Here is a 15,546-nt window from a genome sequence, read left to right as displayed (position 1 = left end):
GAAACCCCTTTGCCGACCTGCATACAACTGTATGCATATGTCGAAGAGCATCCGGCTCTCGGACGACGCCTACGAACGCCTCGAAGCCCACAAGCGGGAGGACGAGACGTTCTCCGAGGCTGTTCTCCGCCTCGCGGGAGAGCGGTCACTCCTCGAGATCGCCGGAATCCTGAGCGACGAGGAAGCGTGCGCCCTCCGCGACGCCGTGGCGGAACGCCGTGGTCGCCGTCGCGACGAACTCGAACGTATCGTTGACGACGTAAGTGAGGCGTAGCGTGCTCCTCGACACCGCATTTCTCATCGATCTGATGAACGGGGACGGAGGGGCCGTCGAGAAGGCCGAAGAGATCGAGGAAGAGTTGATCCAGCAGCGCATCTCCGCGATGACGTTGTTCGAACTCTACTACGGAATCGCGCGGTCGGACCAGTCTTCCGACGAGGCAGACCGGGTGAAGGATGTCCTGGCCTCGAAGCCGACGTATCCCGCGGATGCAGCGGTCGTGCGGAAAGCCGGACGGCTCTCTGGGGAACTGATGAACGACGGCAACGCGGTCGGAGACGGGGACGTAATCATCGGTGCGACAGCCGATGTGGTCGACGAACCGGTACTCACCCGTAACGTGGCGGACTTCGAGCGTCTCGATGTCGAGACCGAGACGTACTGACCACCGCTGTCTTCGAGAGCGTCCCGCCTCCCCCAGGGCGGGGGCTGCCGGCCTCCCAACAGCCAAGAATGAGGAGCGTCTGCCTCCGAGTATGCTGAACGAAGGCGACAGCGCGCCGAGCGTGGAGGCGCAGAACCAGGACGGCGAGACGGTTTCACTGGACTTCGAGGAGCCCACGGTCGTCTACTTCTACCCGCGGGACGACACGCCGGGGTGTACGGTGGAGGCGAAGCAGTTCAACGCCGAACTCGACACCTATCGCGAGGCGGGCGTCTCGGTCTACGGCGTGTCGACGGACGACGTCGACTCCCACGAGGCGTTCTGCGAGAAGTACGGGCTCGACTTTGACCTGCTCGCGGACCCGGACGGCGGTATCGCGGACGGGTTCGGCGTCGACGCGTCGAGCGGCGCGGCGGAGCGCGTGACGTTCGTGCTCGCCGACGGCGAGGTGAAGGCCGCGTACGGGGGCGTGAAACCCGACGGGCACGCGCGCGACGTGCTCGGCGACATGCTCGACGACGGCTTAGTCTCGCTCGACTGAGTCGACGATTCGGTCGGCGGTCTCGTGGACGCGCGCTCGCCAGTCGCTCGGGCGGTCGCCGCCGCGTTTCGGCGGCGTGAACCCGAGGTCGACGGCGTCGTAGGTGAAGCCGTCGAGGGCGTCGGTGGCGAGGCGGCCGACGAACTCCGCGTTCTCGCGCTTCGTAGAGACGCCGCCGCCGGCGAGGTCGTAGTAGCCGGAGAAGACCTGAACGAGGTGGACGGGAGCGTCGAACGCGCCCTCGTCGGCGTACCGCGCGAGTTTCACGGGGTTGTTCGCGGGGTCGGCGCGCCGCATCTCCACTTCGACGAGGATGACGCGGTTCGGAGCGAGCGCCGCGGGCGCGAGTGAGAACCGCGGGACGGGCGAGTGGGAGCGACCGGAGGGAGCGACACGCGAGGCGCGGCCGGCGTCGTCGTCGGTGGCGACGTCGACGGGCGTGCGCTCGACGTACCGTTCGGTCCGCCACTTCCGACTCGGGAGGCGGGCGGCGAGGGCGTCGCGGAGGTCGCGGTGTACGTCGTCGGCGAAGTCGCCCACGAGCTCGCACGAGGTGGGGGAGCGACTTCACTCTACTCGTCCCCGACATTCGGACCGCGTGCGGCGGCGGCTGACAGTCCGGCCAGTCAGCATAGGTGTTCTTTTGAGCGCGGCGGCAGATAGAACCGATAATGAGCTACGAGCCGCGGTCTATCGAGCGGAAGTGGCAGGACCGATGGGAGGACGGCGGACGCTACGAGGTGGACCCGGAGGAGGACGACGAGGACGCGACGTTCGTCACCGTCCCCTATCCGTATCCGTCGGGCGGGATGCACATCGGGCACGCGCGGACGTACACCGTGCCGGACGTGTGGGCGCGCTACCGCCGCCTGCAGGGCGACAACGTCCTCTTCCCCATCGCGTGGCACGTCACGGGGACGCCGATTATCGGCGCGGTGAACCGCTTGCAGAAGGGCGAAGAGGAGCAGCTCTCGGTGCTGCGGGACACGTACAACGTCCCGGAGGAGGAACTGGAGGAGCTGGAGACGCCGATGGGCTTCGCGCGGTACTTCATCGAGAACCACTACAAGACGAACATGAAGTCGCTCGGGCTCTCCATCGACTGGCGGCGGGAGTTCACGACGAACGACGAGCGGTACTCGAAGTTCGTGACGTGGCAGTACGAGACGCTGCGGGACCGCGATAGGCTCGAAAAAGGCCTCCACCCGGTCAAATACTGCACGGACGAGGAGAACCCGGTGACGACGCACGACATCCTGGAGGGCGAGGAGGCGGAGTTCCAGGAGTACACGCTCGTGAAGTTCGAGAGCGGTGACACCCTCCTGCCGATGGCGACGCTGCGCCCGGAGACGGTGCGGGGCGTGACGAACGCGTACGTCGACCCCGAGGCGGACTACGTCGAGGCGGACGTCGACGGCGAGCAGTGGATCGTGAGCCACGAGGCGGTGGAGAAGCTCGTGCTCCAGCAGCGCGACGTGGAGATCCTGGAGCGCTTCTCTGGGTCGGAGCTCGTCGGCGAGCGCGTGACGAACCCCGTGACGGGCGAGGACGTCCTCGTTCTTCCGGCGCGCTTCGTCGCCGCGGACAACGCCACCGGGGTCGTGATGTCCGTGCCCGCGCACTCGCCGGACGACTGGATGGCGCTGCAGGACGCGAAGGCGAACGACGACCTCATGCGGGAGTACGGCATCGACCCCGCGGAAGTCGCGGAGATTCAGCCGAAATCCATCATCGACGTCGACGGCTACGACGACCCGTTCCCGGCGCGCGCGGCCTGTGAGGCGTACGGCATCGAGAGCGCGGACGACCCGAAACTCGAAGAGGCGACGCAGGACGTCTACAACGCGGAGTTCCACGGCGGGAAACTGAAAGATATGTACGGCGAGTACGCGGGTCGCGTCGTCGAGGACGTCCGCGACGAACTCGCCGCCGCGTTCCGCGAGACCGGGGATTTCGACATGATGTACGAGTTCTCCGAGGAGGTCGTCTGCCGCTGCGGCGGCGACGTCGAAGTCGCGAAACAGGACACCTGGTTCCTCACCTACAACGACGAGGACTGGAAGGCGATGGCGCACAAGGCCGTCTCCGAGATGGATACGATCCCGGAGAACACGCGCGGGCAGTTCGACCACACCATCGACTGGCTGAACGAGTGGCCGTGCATTCGGAACTACGGCCTCGGCACGCGCCTGCCGTGGGACGAGGACTTCGTCATCGAGCCGCTCTCGGACTCGACGGTCTACATGTCCTACTACACTATCGCGCACCGCCTGCAGGACATCCCGCCCGAGGAGCTCACGCGCGAGTTCTTCGACGCGCTGTTCTACGGCGCGGACGCCGTCGACGGCGACGCGCCCGAGCGCGCGCTCGACCTCCGCGCGGAGTGGGACTACTGGTACCCCGTGGACTACCGGGTGTCGGGGAACGACCTCGTCAGCAACCACCTCTCGTTCTACGTCTTCCACCACACGGAGCTCTTCGACGAGGCGAACTGGCCGCAGGGCGTCGCCATCGCCGGGATGGGGCTCCTCGAAGGGAAGAAGATGAGCTCTTCGAAAGGCCACGTCGTGCTGCCCGCGGAGGCCATCGAGGAGTACGGCGCGGACACCGTCCGGTTCTTCCTCCTGAACTCCTCGGAGCCGTGGCAGGACTTCGACTGGCGGCGAGAGGAAGTGACGTCGACGAAGAAGCAACTGGAGCGCTTCTGGAACCGCGCCCAGGACGTCATCGATCTAGCGGAAGGAACGCGGGAGCTGAAGCGCATCGACCGCTGGCTGCTGAGCCGCCTCCAGCGGACGATTCGGGAAGCGACGGAGGCGATGGACGGCTTCGAGACCCGGAAGGCGAGTCAGGCGGCGTTCTTCGGGCTGGAGGAGGACCTGCGGTGGTACCGTCGGCGCGCGGACCTCGACCGGCCGGGGGCGCGGTGGACGCAGAAGCACGTGCTCTCCGCGCGCCTGCGGATGCTCGCGCCCGTGACGCCGTTCATGGCGAACGAACTCCACGAGCAACTCGCGGGCGTGCCCGTCGAGGACGCGGCGTGGCCAGACGTCGACCACGAGTTCGAATCGCGGCGCGTCGAAGTGGAAGAGCAGTTAGTCGAACGGCTCACGGAGGACGTCCGCGACATCATGGACGTCACGGACACCGACCCGGACACCATCCGGCTCTACACGGCCGCGCCGTGGAAGCACACCGTCTTCGAGGAGGTCGTGGAGACCGGCCCCGACGTCGGCGCGGTGATGGGGACGGTCATGCAGCACGAGGGCCTGCGCGAGCGCGGGAACGAGGTGAACCAGCTCGTCCAAGACCTCGTCGAGGACGTCCGCGAGCGCGGCGAGGAGACGAGCGAGACGCTGCTCGACGTCGACGAGTACGACGTGCTCGACGAGGCGACGCGGTTCCTCGAACACGAGTTCGACGCGGCCGTCGAACTCTACCGGGAGTCCGACGTCGAGGACGAGGCCGCGGGGAAGGCGAAGCCGTTCCGGCCCGCCATCCACCTCGAGTAATCAGCGGTCGGTCGACGCGTCCCCGGTCTCGTTCGCCGCGACGGTCTCGCTGAGGAGCGCTCGGAGGCCGCGGCGGAGGCGCTCGGACGCGGCGTTTCCGGAGATGCCGAGTTCGGCGGCGACGTCGCCGAGCGACGCGCTGCGCGGGATGTCGAAGTAGCCGGCGTCGAGCGCGACGCGGAGGAGTTCTCGCTGTCGGTCCGTCAGCCCGTAGCGGTCGCTCTCCTCGGCGGCTTCCTCGACGAGGAGCGTGTGGAGGACGAGGTCGATGTCGTGGTCGTCGCAGGCGGCGCGGAACTGCGCGAACGTCCGCTGGTCGGGGAACGCGACGCGGAAGTGCCAGCCGCCGTCGTCCGCGGTCGCCTGCCGGATGATGCCGCCCGTGTCGACGATGACGGGGTAGACGCTCATCTCCTCGCCGGCGTCGTCGAGGTCGACTTGGTAGAGCCGGCGGTCGTCGACGGCGGCGATTCGGTCGGCCGCGTACACGGAGGCGTCGTCCTCGAGCGCGGCCTCGAATCGGTCGAGGGCGGCGTCGTCCCCGAACGCCCACGCGAGAATCGTGTGGTGCGCCCCGTCCATATCCGAGCGCTCCCACTCCAGCGTCACGCCCGGCGTCCGCTCCAGCGCGTCACGGAGTATCGGATACCCCAGCGTGAACTCGGCGACGTTCATCGTGACCTGTTCCTCCCCCAATCTCTTTAATACCCTGAATGTTCGCGGTCGCATCCCGTCCGGTCGCCGGATACCCGCACGTATTAGGTGGCGGCACGGCTATCGTCGCGTATGAGCGAGGAAGGACTCGGCGACTTCATCCTACAGGCGTTGTTCCGGCCGCGCGACCGCGGCGCGCGCGAGATGACCGTCATCGGCCTCCTCATCGGCCTCCTCCTTCTGGTCATCGTCGTCCCACTCATCCCCGTTCTCGTCGTCCTCTGGATTCTCGACCTCGTCGTCGGCGATACCGAGAGCGAGGAGGAGTACGCGCCAGCGCATTGAGGACGCGGTTCTCGGCCGCTTCGCGGCCGAGAACCGCGGAACGGCGAGCGGGAGCGACCGATGGGGAGCGCGGTCGGAACGGAGTTCCTCCCTGCTCGCGCCTGCGGCGCTCGCTCGTTCCGTCGCGTTCCGCGACGTGCTGCTCGCACTCGCTATCGCTCGCGCGAACGACACGCGAGCCAGCGCGACGTCCTTATGCTTGGAGATGTAGGGCCGCCAGCAACGGCTGAGAATCGCGATTAGGCGAACACGGCCGGAAGGCGTTCGCTCGCATGAGAACTGCGAGAAAGCCGGTGCCGCTGGAATGTGGTTCGTGCGTCGGGTTAGACGCCGAGGAGGTCGAACTGGGTGCCGTTTTCGTGTTCGTTGGCGTGGGTGTAGACGACGTGGGCGGCGGCGACGTCCTGGATGGCGAGGCCGGTGGAGTCGAAGACGGTGACGCCGTCGTCGGCGGTGCGGCCGGCCTTCTTGTCGGTGACGATTTCGCCGATTTCGCCGTAGATGTCGTCGTCGTCGAGGACGCCGTCGCTCCACGGGACGTTGATTTCGCCGGAGTGCGTGGTCTGGGAGTAGTCGTCGATGACGAGTTTCGAATCGAGGAGGACGTCGTCGTCGATTTCGTGTTTGCCGGCGGCGTCCGCGCCCATGGCGTTGATGTGGGTGTGGTCGCCGACGTCGGTCTCGTGGACGATGGGGTCTTCGACGGGGGTGACAGTGGAGAGGATGTCGCAGTGGCCGGCGTCGGTGATGGAGCCTTCCTCGACGTCGAAGTCGTCGCCGAAGTGGTCGATGAAGCGGGCGACGCGGCCCTCGTTGAGGTCGCTGACGACGACTTTCTCGATGTCGCGGACCTGGCTGATGGCTTCTAACTGCGTGTAGGATTGGACGCCAGCGCCGACGAGGCCGAAGGAGGTGGCGTCGTCGACGGCGAGGTGGTCGGTGGCGACGGCGGCGGCCGCGCCCGTGCGCTTCATGGTGAGTTCGGTGCCGTCCATGATGGCGAGCGGGTAGGCGTTCTTCGGGTCGGAGTAGACCATCGTCCCCATGACGGTCGGCAGCTCGAAGGCGTCGGGGTTGTCGGGGTGGACGTTCACCCACTTGATGCCGGCGGCGTCCCAGTCGCCCGCGTCGAGGTAGGCGGGCATCGACCGGAAGTCGCCGTTGTACTGGGGGAGGTCGATGTAGGATTTCGCGGGCATCTGCGCGTCGCCGTTCTCGTAGGCCTGGAAGGCCTCTTCGACGGCGACGATGAGCTCCGCCATGGGCGTGTTCTCGTGGACGTCGTCTTTGTTCAACAGTAGCGTCTCCATACCCGCAATTCCTGCCCCCGAACGCATAAATCGACAGGAAACACTCTGCCATCGCCGTCCACGCAAATCAAACAGCGTCAAAGAGGCGGTAAAATACGTCGAACGCGAGTCAATCTCGCGGCCGCGAAACCGTCACCGATGCGGTCGAGGCGAGAACGGGCGCTGTCGCTCACCGGGTAGCGCGCGAAAGAAAAACGGTGTTCGAAGCGGACGATACTCGACCGGAAGCGAAGGGGTCTGGGCCGGGTGGCCGGCGGATGGAGTGGGTGTTCGGAACCGACGTTACATCATGCCGCCCATACCGCCGCCCATACCGCCCATGCCGCCGCCCATACCACCGGGGCCGCCGCCGGCACCGCCGGGGCCTTCGTCTCCGCCGCTGTCGGAGTCAATCTGGCCGCCCTTGAGGTCGCCGGCGGCGATGACGTCGTCGATGCGGAGGATCATCACGGCCGCCTCGGTGGCGGACTCGATGGCCTGCGTCTTCACGCGGAGCGGCTCGACCACGCCTTCGTCTTCCATGTCGATGATGTCGCCCGTGTAGGCGTCGAGGCCCGCGCCGGTCTCGCCGCCGTCGTGGCGGCTGCGGAGGTCCACGAGGGAGTCGATGGGGTCGTGGCCCGCGTTCTCGGCGAGGGTGCGCGGCCCGACTTCGAGGGCGTCGGCGAACGCCTCGACGGCGAGCTGCTCGCGCCCGCCGACGGAGTCAGCGAAGTCGCGGAGCTTCAGCGCGAGCTCGGTCTCCGGGGCACCGCCGCCGGGGAGGACCTTGCCGTCTTCGAGCGTGACGCGAACGACGCCGAGCGAGTCGTCGATGGCGCGCTCGACTTCGTCGACGACGTGCTCCGTGCCGCCGCGGAGGATGAGCGTGACGGACTTCGCTTCCTCGACGTCCTCGACGAAGATGCGCTCGTCGCCGCCGATGTCCTTCTGCGCGACGCTGCCGGCGTCGCCGAGGTCGTCGGCCTCGATGTCCTTGACGTTCGTGACGGCGGTCGCGCCCGTCGCGCGGCCGAGGCGCTTCATGTCGGAGGATTTCACGCGGCGGACGGCGAGGATGCCTTCCTGCGCGAGGTAGTGCTGCGCCATGTCGTCGATGCCGCCGTCCACGAAGACGACGTTCGCGCCCGCGTCCTTGAGGGAGTCGACCATCTCGCGGAGCTGCGCCTCTTCCTGGTCGAGGAACTGCTGGAGCTGGTCGGGGTCGGTGACGTTGACCTCGGTGTCGATTTCGGTCTCAGCGACTTCGAGACCGTCGTCGACGAGCGCGATCTTCGCGTCCTCGACGGCGAACGGCATGTTGTCGTTCACGCGCTCCTTGTCGACGATGACGCCCTCGACGAGCTCGGAGTCCTCGATGGAGGAGCCGGTGACCTTCTCGACTTTGATGTTGTCCGTGTCGACGACGCCGTCGTCGGCGACCGACTGGACGGCGCGTACGACGAGGCCGGCGAGGACGTCCTTCGCGTTCTCCGCGCCCTTCCCGGTCATCGCGGTCGCGGCGATCTTCTCGAGGTATTCGTCGTCGTCCTCGGAGACCTCGATGGCGATGTCGTCGAGGAGCTCTTTCGCTTTCTCCGCGGCCTGACGGTACCCCTGCGCGAGCGTGGTCGCGTGGATGTCCTGCTCGAGGAGGTTCTCGGCCTCGGAGAGGAGTTCACCGGAGACGATGACGGCGGACGTCGTACCGTCGCCGACCTCGTTCTCCTGCGTCTCGGCGACTTCGACGATCATGTTCGCCGCCGGGTGCTCGATGTCCATCTCCTTGAGGATGGTGACGCCGTCGTTCGTGACGACGACGGAGCCCTGCGAGTCGACGAGCATCTTGTCCATGCCCTTCGGGCCGAGCGTCGTGCGGACGGACTCCGCGACGGCCTTCCCGGCGGTGATGTTCATCGACTGTGCGTCTTTCCCGGACGTGCGCTGACTGTCGTCGGAGAGGACAATCAGCGGCTGGTTACCCATCTGCTGCGCCATAATCACTCATTGATTGATTGCCATTCTATATAAAACTTTGGCAAGTGGGCGTCGACACGGCGCACGACGGGTTAACAGGGTGTGTGAGACAATACCAATGACGCGGTTTATATACACTCCCTGCTCGACGTCGACGCACCACGACCACCCGGAAAACCGACGACTCGACCCGACGCCGCCGCAAACCACCCGGTTCTCCACCGGCCACTCAGCTGCCGAATCCCGCCATCTCCCGCACTCAGTCGCCCGGCTCGCGGCTTCGCCGCCCGCGCTATCGTGGTTCTCGCTGCTCGCGTGTCACTCCCGCTGGCCGTTCCTGCTCGCTAATTCCGTGGTTCTCGCTCGGCCGCCGTAGGTGGCCTCGCTCCGACCCACGCTCACCCCGAGTACTCGTGGTACTCCATCCCCTGGTGTTTCAGCTCCTCCACGTGCTTCCGTTCGAGGAAGGAATACACCGAGCCGTGGGGCGCGCCGTCGAGAATCATCTCCGCCGCCGACCGCGCGATATCGACCTCCTGCGGCTGACCGATGACGCCGAACGTCGACCCGTAGATGACGACGCTCGCGCCCGTCAGCTCCTCGATGAGCTGACGCGTCCGCCCGTTCTCACCGATGAGCCGGCCCTTCTTCCGCCGCAGGTCGTTGTCGTTCCGCGCCGCCCGCTCGATGTCGATCGTATCGAACATCCGCATGTCGTCGTCCAGCAGGGAGAGCGCCGCGTCCGGGTCGAAGCCGCGACCGATCGCGCGCACGACGTCCGGCCCTTTCAGCGCGCGAATGGGGTCGCCCGCCTTCTCGACGGCGACGGAGCCGTTCTCCGAGTCCACGTCCAGAGAGACCTCCGCGGTCCGCTCGATGCGGCGAAGCGTCTCACCACCCGAACCGATGAGGACACCGATTCGGTCCTGCGGAATCTTGACGTGTTGAGTCATTATACACCGAACTAGGAAGTCGACGCGTAAAAGTCTTCCAGAGCCTGCCGAACGGACGTTTCTCGAACTGTAACCTGTTTCGTCCCGACGTTTCTGACGCGTGGACGCGACGCCTCGGCCCCTTTCGATGCCCCTCCCCAAGCTGCCGTCTCGCCGGCCGAGTCGCGTTGTTCGTGTCGCTTCGCTGTTCCCGGTGGCTGCCTTGGTGGCTGAAAACCCCTTTACTCGCCGCCGTCGGCGACGACCGTGGAGTGGCGGTCGCGCTGGTGCGAGAGCGTCTCGACGGCGGTGGGCGCGCCGAGGCGGCGGAGGCTCGGGACGGCGAAGACGTACGCGACGATCCAGAGGAAGCCGACGCCGCCGACCCACATCACGGTAGCTGCGCCGAGGGCGTCGCCGCCCGCGCCGCCGAGGAGGGAGCCGAGCGGCATCGCCGCGGTGCCCACGCTCCCGAGGAGCGCCATCACGCGGCCGAGGAGGGCGTCGGGAACGAGGCGCTGTATCATCGTCGAGGAGACGACGTTCGTGACGCCGACGGGGACGAACGCGACGGCGAAGCAGGCGACGGCGGCGAGCGTCGCGGGCGCGAGGAGCGCGGCGAACCACGCGGCGGCGGCGAGCGCGAACCCGGCGATGGAGAGCGTCCCGTAGGGAACGCCGTCGAAGCGCGTGGCGACGAGCGCGCCGAGGAGCGTTCCGGCGGAGATACCGGCGAGGAGGAAGCCGTACGTCCCCGCGCCGCCGCGCGCGTCGGCGAACGCCGGGAGGACCGCCCACGTCACGCCGAGGAGGGCGTTCGCCATGATGGACGCGCCGAACAGCCGGGCGATGACGGTGCCGCGGACGAACCCGATGCCCTCCCGGAGGTCGTCGAGGTAGGAGGCGGGGTCGTCGTCCCCGTCGTCGGTGACCGGCGGGACGCGGAGGCCGGCGAAGCAGGCGACGGCGACGACGAACGTCAGGGAGTCGAGCGCGTAGAGCGCCACCGCGCCGACGGCGACGACGAGGAGGCCCGCGACCCCGTTCAGCGCCATATCGACGCCCTGGTAGGCGAGGGAGAACGCGGAGTTCGCGGCGGTGAGTTCGTCCTCCTCGACGATGCGGGGGAGCGCGGCGTTCTGCGCGGGGTAGACGAACTGATTGAGCATCGCCACGACCGGCATGACGACGAGGACGAGCTCGGCGGAGAGCGCGCCGAGGACGTGCGCCGCGGGAATGACGAGGACGAGGACGGCCTGTGCGGCCTGCGTCGCGACGAGCGTGCGGCGGAGCGACCACCGGTCGACGAGCGGGCCGACGAACACCTGGAGCGCCGACGGCCCCATCGTGAGCGCGCCGGCGAGGCCGGTGTAGAGCATCGACCCGGAGAGCGAGTAGACGAGCCACATCGCCGCCACCGAGTAGACGCTGTCGCCCATGTTCGTGACGAGCCGGCCCACGAAGAGCCGCCGGAAATCCGGATACCTGAGGAGCTCTCGCATACCCGGTCGGACGCCGCCGAACGGAATAAGTAATTCCTGAACGACAGTTCTGTAAACGCGAGGGCAGAACGCGAGTTCTGTCGGGACAGTGGTTCGAACGCCCGTGGCTACCGCTCGCCGCGCTCGAAGGACGCCACCGACGCCGACTCGTCCACCACCGCCGTCGCCGTCTCCCCCTCCACCGTCACGTCGAGCCGAACCCGCAGCGGCTCCGCCGAGACGACTACGCTTCCCGTCATGCCCTCTCAGAGAACGCTCGCCCCTATGGACGTATCGCCGGCCCGACGCGAACCGACCTGACACGTCCCGTGTCGCCCTCACACTGACCGCCGCGCGTCGCGCCCTCAGGCCGCGTCGTCGTCCGCGATTGGCTCGGTGACGTAGTCGTAGAGGTCGTCCGCGTCGACGTCGACGCCCTGTCGCGCGAAGAAGTTCGCGACGTTCCGGCAGTCGCGCTCCAGGAAGTCGTCCGCGTTCCCGTGGTGAACCGTCACCGCCTGCCCGACGTCGATGACGAAAATCTCGCCCTCCCAGACGAGGAGGTTGTACTCGGAGAGGTCGCCGTGGACGAGGCCCGCGCGGAAGAGCCGCCGCATGTACTCGCGGACGTTCTCGTACGCCGTCTCGGGGTTCTCAAGATGGACGTCGTGGAGCGTCGGCGCGGCGTCGTCCTCCTCGCCGAGGAGCTCCATCACGAGGACGTTCCGCTGCACCGCGATGGGGTCCGGCACCGGCACGCCCGCGTCCTGCGCGCGCTTCAGGTTCGCGTACTCCTTCCGCGTCCACGCCAACACGACCGCCTTCTTGTCCCCGCGCAACCCCTCGAAGCGCGGGTCGCCCTCCAGGTAGTCCCGCATCTGCCGGAAGCTCGACGCGTTCACCCGGTAGACCTTCATCGCGACGTCGCGCTCGCCGCCGTCCGCCGCGGCCTCGTAGACGTTCGCCTCCTTCCCCGTCGAAATCGGCCGGCCGATGGCGGAAACGTGCCCGTCCTGCACGAGCTTGTAGATGGCCGCGTACGTCGCGTCGTCGAACGCGCTGTCGTCCAGCTTCAACTGGTCCGCGTCCTTCAGGCGCTTGCGGAACTCCGAGAACTCGCGGTCGCGCTTCCGCGCGATGCGGTCCGCCTCGGTGTCAGAAACGTCGATGTCCTCCCACTCGTCGCCCGCGGTCTCGCCCTCCCCGACGGATTCGACTAACGGGTTCTCCTCCGTCATCGCGCGTGAAGAATCGTCACTGGATGTGGCCCTCCTCGCGGAGCTGGTCCGCCTCCGACTTCTCGTACCGCCACGTGATGTCCCCCTTCTCGTCCTGCCAGTCCCACGGCTCCACGAGCACGATGTCGCCCTCCCGGATCCAGATGCGCTTCTGCATCCGACCCGGAATTCGCGCCGTCCGCTCTGTGCCGTCCGCACACCGTACTTCCACGCGGTTCGCGCCGAGCATGTTCGTCACCTCGGCGAACACCTCGTCGTCCTCGGGCATCCGGAGATTTCGACGGCCGCCCGATTCGTCGTCGCTCATACCACCCGATTACCCCGGCAGGAATTTAAACGGTATGGGAACTCCCGACCGGTCACGACGCCGCGTACCGCCGAACCAGCGCCGCGACGAACGCGAACTTCGCCGCCATCACGCCGACCGTCCCGACCGCCGTCGCCACCGGCCGCCGCTTCCACGCCCCGTAGAGCGCAACGACGAAACACCCGAGATTGACGAGGTTCAAAACGTTCGGCCACCCGAAGAGACCGGTCTCCCCTGACGCCAGCCACGCTTCCTCCGCTTCCACCACTCGACGCATCCACGCGTCCTCGCCCTCCGCCGGAGCCGGGAACAACACCGGATTCAGGAGGAGGAAACCCACTGTGGCGACGCCCAGCCACGGCTTCCGGCAGTAGAGCGCCGCCACCAACACCGGCCACGCCAGCGCCCGCGACCACCCGCTCTTCGGGTTCGAATGCCGCGCCCACACCCCCGAGACACCGCGCTCACTCGAACTCGCCCTCGCGCTCGCACTGTCCATACCCGTGTCTACGCGGCGAACGTTCAAATACGAACACGGACCCAGACTCCCTATCACGTAACTGTGGCCTCGGCGCGTCCCGCGGGAGTGCGACGCCCCGCGCCGAGCGCGTACAACCGACGTCGGCGTCGCCCGTTCGCCCTACGCGCGCAGCTCCGCGAGTTTCTCGCGGCCGGGCGCGATGAGGCGGTCGAGGTAGTCCGCCAGCGCGCCCTTCGCGTCCGCCGGATGGAGCTCGCCCGACTCTAAGTCCGCCGCGAGCGACTCGTAGTCGCCGTACTCGAGGTCCCCGCCGTACTGCTCGGGGCGCTCGACCACGACCTCCTCGAAGCGCGGGAAGACGTGGTACTCGAAGATCTGGAGCACCGGGTTCTCCAGGTCGCCCTCCGGATCCCGCGTCGGCGGGCAGAACGCCGAGTTCACCTTCTCTTCCAGTTCCTCCGTCGAGTCCTCCATGCTGATGGAGACGCCGGACGACGAGCTCATCTTCCCCTCGCCCGAGGTGAGGTCCGCGATGAGCGGCGTGTGGAGGCAGGTCGGCGCGTCGTAGTCGACCTTCGGGAGGACGTCGCGCGCCAGCATGTGGACCTTCCGTTGCTCCATCCCGCCGATCGCGAGGTCGACGTCGAGGTATTCGATGTCGAGCGCCTGCATCAGCGGGTAGACCGCCTGCGAGACCCGTACTGATTCGCCGCTCTTGATCTCGCTCATCGCGCGTTCCGCCCGCGACAGCGTCGTCTCCAGCTCGACGCCGTGGAGGTCGAGGACGTACTCCTCGTCCATCTGGAACTCCGAGCCGAACCGGAACTCCGTGGACTCCTCGTCGAGGCCGTACGCGAGGAACTGCTCCTTCATCCGATTCGCGGTCTCCTGAATCTCCTCGAACGTCCCCTTGTCGTTGAGGTAGGCGTGGACGTCCGCGAGGAGCACTGTCACCTCGAAGCCGGCGTTCTGGAGGTCGATGAGCTTGTTCGCCGTCAGGAGGTGGCCGATGTGGAGGACGCCCGAGGGCTCGTAGCCGACGTACGCCCGCTTCCCGTCGGGGTCGTCGGCCAGCGCTCGGACTTCGTCTTCGGTCACGACTTCCGCCGCGTTCCGCGTGACCAACTCGTACGCGTTCATAGAACCTGAAAAACGGAGGAGGAGGTTAGGCGTTCTGGATTAGACGACGTGCGTGACGTCGTAGGAGCCGAGCGTCCGCACCCATCCGGACTCCGCGAGCGCTTCGATCTCGGCGACGGCGGCCTGCGTGCGGTCCTCGTAGAGGCCGGCGTCGACGTCGACGTGGAAGACGTAGTCGCCGAGACGCTCGCCGCTCGGCCGGGACTCCACTCTAGAGAGGTTCACGTCGCGGTCCGCGAACGGCGTGAGGAGTTCCAGGAGGAGCCCCGGGTAGTTCGCGTTCGGGTAGACGACGAAACTCGACTTTCCGCCCGCCTCCGAGCGGTCCTCTGGGGGTGCGACGACGAAGAACCGCGTCGCGTTCGAGGGCTGGTCCTGGATGTCCTCGCCGAGCACGAGCAGGTCGTCGCCGGCGTTGTCCGGGTGGCCGATTCCCGCGACGCCCTCGTTCTCCCGCGCGAGTTCGACGCCGCGCGCCGTCGACGCCACCGCCTGCACGTCCGCGTCCGGATAGTTCGTCTCGATGTAGTCTCGGCACTGCGCGAGCGCCTGACTGTGCGATGCGACCGTCTTCACCGACTCCGTCTGCGAGAGGAGCGCGTGCCGAATCGGCGTCACGACTTCCTTCACGACCGCCACGTCCTCCTCGGCGAGCGTGTCGAGCGTCTCCGTCACCGACCCCTCGATGGAGTTCTCGATGGGGACGACGCCCCGGTCGGCGTCCCCCGCGCTCACCGCCCCCACAATCGCGTGCACGGACTCCCGGAAGTCGATGTCCGCGTCGTCGGCGATGGATTTCGCTGCGCGATGCGAGTACGTCCCCGAGGGCCCCAGCGTCACGACCTGCATGTGTTTGACACTCGTAGGAGCCGACGGGGAGAAAAGCCCATCGCCGAGACAGCCAGCAATCCTGTGTGGGATGCGTACCACCGCCGGAGTGGACATCGATTTCGACGCCTCGGAAGCCCACCACCGTAGAGACCA

General features: G+C 67.3%; 17 protein-coding genes. 5 read left to right on the top strand and 12 right to left on the bottom strand.

Annotated features, from left to right (window positions below):
- Nucleotides 1-37 precede the first annotated feature (37 nt).
- The 3 genes from IEY26_RS00170 to IEY26_RS00160 all read left to right on the top strand — a co-directional run bounded on the left by IEY26_RS00170 (nucleotide 38) and on the right by IEY26_RS00160 (nucleotide 1,206).
- On the top strand, nucleotides 38-274 hold the full coding sequence (locus IEY26_RS00170) for an antitoxin VapB family protein (protein WP_188974631.1): 237 nt from the start codon (nucleotides 38-40) through the stop codon (nucleotides 272-274).
- Between the two features lies 1 nt (nucleotide 275).
- Entirely contained in the window at nucleotides 276-665 is a 390-nt protein-coding gene (locus tag IEY26_RS00165) for a type II toxin-antitoxin system VapC family toxin (RefSeq protein WP_188974629.1), read from the top strand.
- 91 nt (nucleotides 666-756) lie between these two features.
- Nucleotides 757-1,206: a peroxiredoxin gene (locus IEY26_RS00160; protein WP_188974627.1), complete on the top strand. Its 450-nt coding sequence runs from the start codon at nucleotides 757-759 to the stop codon at nucleotides 1,204-1,206.
- On the opposite strand, the gene IEY26_RS00155 is transcribed toward IEY26_RS00160, so the two are convergent.
- On the bottom strand, nucleotides 1,189-1,746 hold the full coding sequence (locus tag IEY26_RS00155) for a hypothetical protein (protein WP_188974625.1): 558 nt from the start codon (nucleotides 1,744-1,746) through the stop codon (nucleotides 1,189-1,191). The genes IEY26_RS00160 and IEY26_RS00155 overlap by 18 nt on opposite strands.
- A gap of 131 nt (nucleotides 1,747-1,877) precedes the next feature.
- Between IEY26_RS00155 and leuS the strand changes: the two genes are divergently transcribed.
- Nucleotides 1,878-4,718, top strand: a complete 2,841-nt coding sequence (gene leuS / locus IEY26_RS00150; protein WP_188974623.1) for a leucine--tRNA ligase — start codon at nucleotides 1,878-1,880, stop codon at nucleotides 4,716-4,718.
- Here leuS and IEY26_RS00145 read toward each other — a convergent pair whose 3' ends face one another.
- Nucleotides 4,719-5,393, bottom strand: a complete 675-nt coding sequence (locus IEY26_RS00145; protein ID WP_188974621.1) for a helix-turn-helix domain-containing protein — start codon at nucleotides 5,391-5,393, stop codon at nucleotides 4,719-4,721.
- Between the two features lie 111 nt (nucleotides 5,394-5,504).
- Between IEY26_RS00145 and IEY26_RS00140 the strand changes: the two genes are divergently transcribed.
- The gene (locus tag IEY26_RS00140) at nucleotides 5,505-5,717 is read left to right on the top strand and encodes a DUF7535 family protein (RefSeq protein ID WP_188974619.1); all 213 of its coding nucleotides are present in this window, start codon (nucleotides 5,505-5,507) and stop codon (nucleotides 5,715-5,717) included.
- Between the two features lie 323 nt (nucleotides 5,718-6,040).
- Here the strand turns inward: IEY26_RS00140 and IEY26_RS00135 are convergent, their stop codons facing one another.
- From IEY26_RS00135 to pheA, 10 genes are all read right to left on the bottom strand, one after another.
- Entirely contained in the window at nucleotides 6,041-7,027 is a 987-nt protein-coding gene (locus IEY26_RS00135; protein WP_188974617.1) for an ornithine cyclodeaminase family protein, read from the bottom strand.
- Nucleotides 7,028-7,309: 282 nt separating this feature from the next.
- Entirely contained in the window at nucleotides 7,310-8,992 is a 1,683-nt protein-coding gene (gene thsA, locus IEY26_RS00130) for a thermosome subunit alpha (protein WP_188977046.1), read from the bottom strand.
- Between the two features lie 389 nt (nucleotides 8,993-9,381).
- Nucleotides 9,382-9,936, bottom strand: coding sequence for a KH domain-containing protein (locus IEY26_RS00125; protein ID WP_188974615.1), 555 nt, complete (start codon nucleotides 9,934-9,936; stop codon nucleotides 9,382-9,384).
- A gap of 221 nt (nucleotides 9,937-10,157) precedes the next feature.
- On the bottom strand, nucleotides 10,158-11,417 hold the full coding sequence (locus tag IEY26_RS00120; protein ID WP_188974613.1) for an MFS transporter: 1,260 nt from the start codon (nucleotides 11,415-11,417) through the stop codon (nucleotides 10,158-10,160).
- 107 nt (nucleotides 11,418-11,524) lie between these two features.
- Entirely contained in the window at nucleotides 11,525-11,656 is a 132-nt protein-coding gene (locus tag IEY26_RS17615; protein ID WP_268239789.1) for a hypothetical protein, read from the bottom strand.
- A gap of 105 nt (nucleotides 11,657-11,761) precedes the next feature.
- Complete coding sequence (gene rio1, locus IEY26_RS00115; RefSeq protein WP_188974610.1) at nucleotides 11,762-12,634, bottom strand: serine/threonine-protein kinase Rio1; 873 nt, start codon at nucleotides 12,632-12,634, stop codon at nucleotides 11,762-11,764.
- A gap of 16 nt (nucleotides 12,635-12,650) precedes the next feature.
- Nucleotides 12,651-12,941: a translation initiation factor eIF-1A gene (gene eif1A, locus IEY26_RS00110; protein WP_188974608.1), complete on the bottom strand. Its 291-nt coding sequence runs from the start codon at nucleotides 12,939-12,941 to the stop codon at nucleotides 12,651-12,653.
- Between the two features lie 52 nt (nucleotides 12,942-12,993).
- Complete coding sequence (locus tag IEY26_RS00105) at nucleotides 12,994-13,440, bottom strand: DUF6653 family protein (RefSeq protein ID WP_188974606.1); 447 nt, start codon at nucleotides 13,438-13,440, stop codon at nucleotides 12,994-12,996.
- Between the two features lie 141 nt (nucleotides 13,441-13,581).
- A complete protein-coding gene (locus IEY26_RS00100) occupies nucleotides 13,582-14,562 on the bottom strand; it encodes a tyrosine--tRNA ligase (protein ID WP_188974604.1) in 981 nt (326 codons plus the stop codon).
- Between the two features lie 39 nt (nucleotides 14,563-14,601).
- Nucleotides 14,602-15,411 carry a prephenate dehydratase gene (pheA, locus tag IEY26_RS00095; protein WP_188974602.1) on the bottom strand — a complete coding sequence of 270 codons (810 nt, stop codon included), beginning with the start codon at nucleotides 15,409-15,411 and terminating at the stop codon, nucleotides 14,602-14,604.
- Nucleotides 15,412-15,546 lie beyond the last annotated feature (135 nt).

This window comes from Halocalculus aciditolerans (assembly GCF_014647475.1).
GTDB classification, from domain to species: domain Archaea; phylum Halobacteriota; class Halobacteria; order Halobacteriales; family Halobacteriaceae; genus Halocalculus; species Halocalculus aciditolerans.
This window is presented reverse-complemented; position numbering and strand designations above follow the sequence as displayed.

What these genes read in the sequence shown, in the direction of transcription:
- IEY26_RS00170 (WP_188974631.1), top strand. Translation starts at nt 38, where the DNA reads ATGTCGAAGAGCATCCGGCTCTCGGACGACGCCTACGAACGCCTCGAA.
- IEY26_RS00160 (WP_188974627.1), top strand. Translation starts at nt 757, where the DNA reads ATGCTGAACGAAGGCGACAGCGCGCCGAGCGTGGAGGCGCAGAACCAG.
- leuS (WP_188974623.1), top strand. Translation starts at nt 1,878, where the DNA reads ATGAGCTACGAGCCGCGGTCTATCGAGCGGAAGTGGCAGGACCGATGG.
- IEY26_RS00145 (WP_188974621.1), bottom strand. Translation starts at nt 5,393, where the DNA reads ATGAACGTCGCCGAGTTCACGCTGGGGTATCCGATACTCCGTGACGCG.
- IEY26_RS00140 (WP_188974619.1), top strand. Translation starts at nt 5,505, where the DNA reads ATGAGCGAGGAAGGACTCGGCGACTTCATCCTACAGGCGTTGTTCCGG.
- IEY26_RS00135 (WP_188974617.1), bottom strand. Translation starts at nt 7,027, where the DNA reads ATGGAGACGCTACTGTTGAACAAAGACGACGTCCACGAGAACACGCCC.
- thsA (WP_188977046.1), bottom strand. Translation starts at nt 8,992, where the DNA reads ATGGGTAACCAGCCGCTGATTGTCCTCTCCGACGACAGTCAGCGCACG.
- IEY26_RS00125 (WP_188974615.1), bottom strand. Translation starts at nt 9,936, where the DNA reads ATGACTCAACACGTCAAGATTCCGCAGGACCGAATCGGTGTCCTCATC.
- IEY26_RS00120 (WP_188974613.1), bottom strand. Translation starts at nt 11,417, where the DNA reads ATGCGAGAGCTCCTCAGGTATCCGGATTTCCGGCGGCTCTTCGTGGGC.
- IEY26_RS17615 (WP_268239789.1), bottom strand. Translation starts at nt 11,656, where the DNA reads ATGACGGGAAGCGTAGTCGTCTCGGCGGAGCCGCTGCGGGTTCGGCTC.
- rio1 (WP_188974610.1), bottom strand. Translation starts at nt 12,634, where the DNA reads ATGACGGAGGAGAACCCGTTAGTCGAATCCGTCGGGGAGGGCGAGACC.
- eif1A (WP_188974608.1), bottom strand. Translation starts at nt 12,941, where the DNA reads ATGAGCGACGACGAATCGGGCGGCCGTCGAAATCTCCGGATGCCCGAG.
- IEY26_RS00105 (WP_188974606.1), bottom strand. Translation starts at nt 13,440, where the DNA reads ATGGACAGTGCGAGCGCGAGGGCGAGTTCGAGTGAGCGCGGTGTCTCG.
- IEY26_RS00100 (WP_188974604.1), bottom strand. Translation starts at nt 14,562, where the DNA reads ATGAACGCGTACGAGTTGGTCACGCGGAACGCGGCGGAAGTCGTGACC.
- pheA (WP_188974602.1), bottom strand. Translation starts at nt 15,411, where the DNA reads ATGCAGGTCGTGACGCTGGGGCCCTCGGGGACGTACTCGCATCGCGCA.